Here is a 3,426-nt window from a genome sequence, read left to right on the forward strand (position 1 = left end):
GAATACATGAACTATCTCCTGTTAGTCCAAGTTTTCGTCCGCATCCCCTCAGAGCCAATATTCCGAGCCGATTGACAGCGCATACTCCAAACTGAGTCACGGAGACCCCGGAAAGCATATGGTCAAGGTTGCTGCAGAGGTTGCACTTCAGCTGACAGCTTGATCTGGGATTAGCCGATTTACATCTGCGGTGATGATTGGAACACGGCGATAGCACACGTAGGGCGAACCTGGTCGGGGTTGCGTAGCCCGGAGCACTCGGATTTAGAACGAAAACGGATTGATCGGTAGAGGGCTTGAATTATTAGCACATGTGCTGCCTGTGCGGTTACATACAAGGATATTTGCTAGTCGAATTGTCAGCTGACAATTGTATTAAGATTATGATATCGTGTGACTTTATTGAGAACGGTGCGCACGTGAATGTTTCGTTAACTAAAAAAAGCTTGACGAACAACCTAGACTCGCGATCATTTGCGCTAATTCTTCCTATTCATTGGGATTTGCGTGAATGGTGTCCAAGACCACGATTGTCGAAAAATCTAAGAAACCAGATGTGCTCTCGATTGACGAGACGATCGCTCATGACTCAAATATTTTGAGTGGGCAGCTCCAAATCTTATTTGAAAAGCTGTTCTCTCCTAACGCTAAGAAGGAATTGCGTCGTTTCAGTAGCGCAGAAGCGGCACGGCTTCTGAGTGTAACAGATAGCTACGTCCGCCATTTGGCAACGCAGGAAGAAGGCGTGACATCGGAAAAATCCACCGGCGGGCGGCGGACGTTTTCGCTTGAAGAAGTCAACAATATTCGCCAGCATCTTGGCCGCACGAAGCCCAGCTATTTGCCGGGCAGGCGAGCCAGCGATCATATGCAAATCATTGCCGTTACAAATTTTAAAGGCGGATCTGGGAAGACAACTTCCTCCGTGCATCTCACTCAGTATCTCGCTTTGCGCGGGTACCGTGTGCTCGCTGTTGATTTGGATCCTCAGGCTTCAATGTCGGCAATGCTCGGTTTCCAGCCAGAATTTGACGTTAATGAGGGCGAAACATTATACGGCGCTATTCGCTACGACGAGAGCCGGCGAGATGTTTCCGAGGTTGTCAGGAAAACATATTTTCCCGGCCTCGACCTAATTCCTGGCAATCTCGAACTGCATGAGTTTGAGCACGATACACCTAAAGCTCTTGCTGACGCTGGCCGCAACGAAAATGAGATGTTTTTTATGCGTGTTGGCAACGCATTAATTTCGCTCGAAAGCCAGTATGATGTCGTAGTCATCGACTGCCCGCCGACCCTGGGATTCCTTACATTGTCCGCATTGTGCGCGGCAACTTCGGTCTTGATTACTGTTCATCCACAGATGTTGGATGTCGCATCTATGAACCAGTTCCTGGCGATGACCTCGGATCTTCTTTCGGTGGTAAAAGAAGCCGGCGGGAATCTACAATACGATTGGATGCGCTATCTGATCACACGCTATGAACCCAACGATGGCCCACAGGCGCAGATCGTTGCGTTCCTGCGTAGTCTATTCGACGAACGTGTCCTGACGTCCATGATGGTTAAATCTACAGCTGTTTCTGACGCTGGCCTGTCAAAGCAAACGATCTACGAAGCTGGCCGCGAGACTATGCACAGGCAGACGTACGACCGTGGGGTTGAATCCATGGACAGCGTCAACGCTGAAGTTGATCAACTTATTCGAAGCGCTTGGGGCAGGCTATGAAGGGTCGCGATATTCTCAAGGGTATGGTTGGTAAAACGGACCAGACAGCCCACGACACTCCGAGCATCAGTCACACGCACCGTCCAACAGGCGCTGTGCGTGCGATGAACCTTTCCCTTGGCAAGCTCGGGGAAGAAGCGGCCGCAGCTAAATCTCTCCGCGAATCCTTGGCATCTGGGCAAAAGGTGGTTGAGATTGACCCTGGCTTGGTCGAAATGTCGTTTATTAGGGATCGTATCCCGGTTGAAAATGACATTGAGCTTGAAGCGTTGAAGCTATCAATCGGGGAGAGCGGGCAACAAGTTCCGATCTTGGTCAGACCGCACCCGTCGAAAGCGAATACCTATCAGGCTGCTTATGGTCATCGACGTCTGCGAGCTTCACTAGACCTGGCAATTTCCGTAAAGGCAATTGTGAGGCATCTCACGGACGAAGAATTGGTTCTTGCCCAAGGTCAGGAGAACGGCGCGCGCGTCGATCTCAGTTACATTGAGCGCGCATTATTTGCGTATCGTATGCAGGAACATGGCTTTGATCGTGACACAATTGCAAAAGCCTTAGCAACGGATAAGCCGGAGACATCCCGTCTGCTTCAGGTTGCGCAAACAATCGATCCGGAGATCATCCTAGCTATTGGTCCGGCCCCAAGAGTTGGACGGCCACGTTGGCTTGCTTTGGCCGAGAAGCTCAAGCAGGATACCGCTGTTATTAAAGCGCGAGCCGCAGTAGCTAGCTCCACGTTTTCGGCTGAGGACACAAATAAGCGGTTTGAGAAACTTTGGAAATCGGTTGAAGATAAGGCGCTACAAAAAGACGCTGAAGAAACTGTCCGAACGAAAAAGGGCTTGCCGATTGCGTCGATAGCTCGCGGTAAAAAGGCGGTCAAAATCACGGTAACATCGCCAGATTTTGCCAATTATTTGCTTGCGCAGATAGCGGATCTCGTCATCGCGTTTGAAACAAAAAATGCTGGTGATTCAACAGAATAGTTCGATTGTCAGCTGACAATCAGATTTCGATAAGGAACTAAACCGCAAAGAAAAAGCCCCCCAACGTCGCCGTCGTGGAAGCCCTTCTCGGTGTAAGCAGCTAGAACGTCGGGCGGATTTTGAGAATCGGTCGGTTCCCTTTGCTTCGACTTCATGATTCAACATGGCAGGAGGACTTGCCATGTCACGCGCCTATTCATCGGACCTTCGCCAGCGGATTGTTGATGCGATAACGCAGGGCGTAACGCGCCGAGCAGCAGCTGCCGCTTTCAAAGTTTCGCCCGCCACGGCTGTTCGGCTGAAGCAGCGGGCGGATCGAACAGGCTCGGTCGAGCCGTCCCGGCGCGGGCGGCCCAGCGGTGGCGGCAAATTGGGCCCTTACCAGGACGCCATTATCGCCAAGGTGGAAGTGCAACCGGATATAACCATGCCTGACCTGGCGACCTGGCTGGAAGAGCATCATGGTGTGAAGGCTGATCCCTCGAACCTGTCAAAGCTGCTGTGCCGGGCTGGCTTCACCTATATAAAAACACTGCTGGCATCGGAACGCGAACGCGTCGAGGTGCGCCGGGAGCGCGATGAGTGGCGAAAACATCGTCAACCCGCTATGCAAAAGAGCCCCGGACGTCTCGTTCTCGTGGATGAGACTTCGGTCAAGACCAACATGACGCCGCTGCGTGGCAGAAGCAAAAGAGGTAAGCGGGGCCC

At 51.8% G+C, this 3,426-nt stretch carries 2 protein-coding genes and 1 pseudogene; all 3 read left to right on the forward strand.

Annotated features, from left to right (window positions below; all coding sequences use genetic code 11):
* The first annotated feature begins 511 nt into the window (after nucleotides 1–511).
* Nucleotides 512–1,729: a plasmid partitioning protein RepA gene (gene repA, locus PDO_RS11560; protein WP_009109568.1), complete on the forward strand. Its 1,218-nt coding sequence runs from the start codon at nucleotides 512–514 to the stop codon at nucleotides 1,727–1,729.
* Entirely contained in the window at nucleotides 1,726–2,718 is a 993-nt protein-coding gene (repB, locus tag PDO_RS11565) for a plasmid partitioning protein RepB (protein WP_009109570.1), read from the forward strand. Before repA ends, repB begins: the two co-directional genes overlap by 4 nt.
* A gap of 181 nt (nucleotides 2,719–2,899) precedes the next feature.
* Nucleotides 2,900–3,426, forward strand: a pseudogene (locus PDO_RS11570) (winged helix-turn-helix domain-containing protein); the annotation flags it as partial.

Origin of the sequence: Rhizobium sp. PDO1-076, assembly GCF_000247475.1 — a bacterium.
Taxonomy (GTDB): domain Bacteria; phylum Pseudomonadota; class Alphaproteobacteria; order Rhizobiales; family Rhizobiaceae; genus Allorhizobium.

Coding starts and splice junctions, on each gene's coding strand:
- repA (WP_009109568.1), top strand. CDS start 512: ATGGTGTCCAAGACCACGATTGTCGAAAAATCTAAGAAACCAGATGTG.
- repB (WP_009109570.1), top strand. CDS start 1,726: ATGAAGGGTCGCGATATTCTCAAGGGTATGGTTGGTAAAACGGACCAG.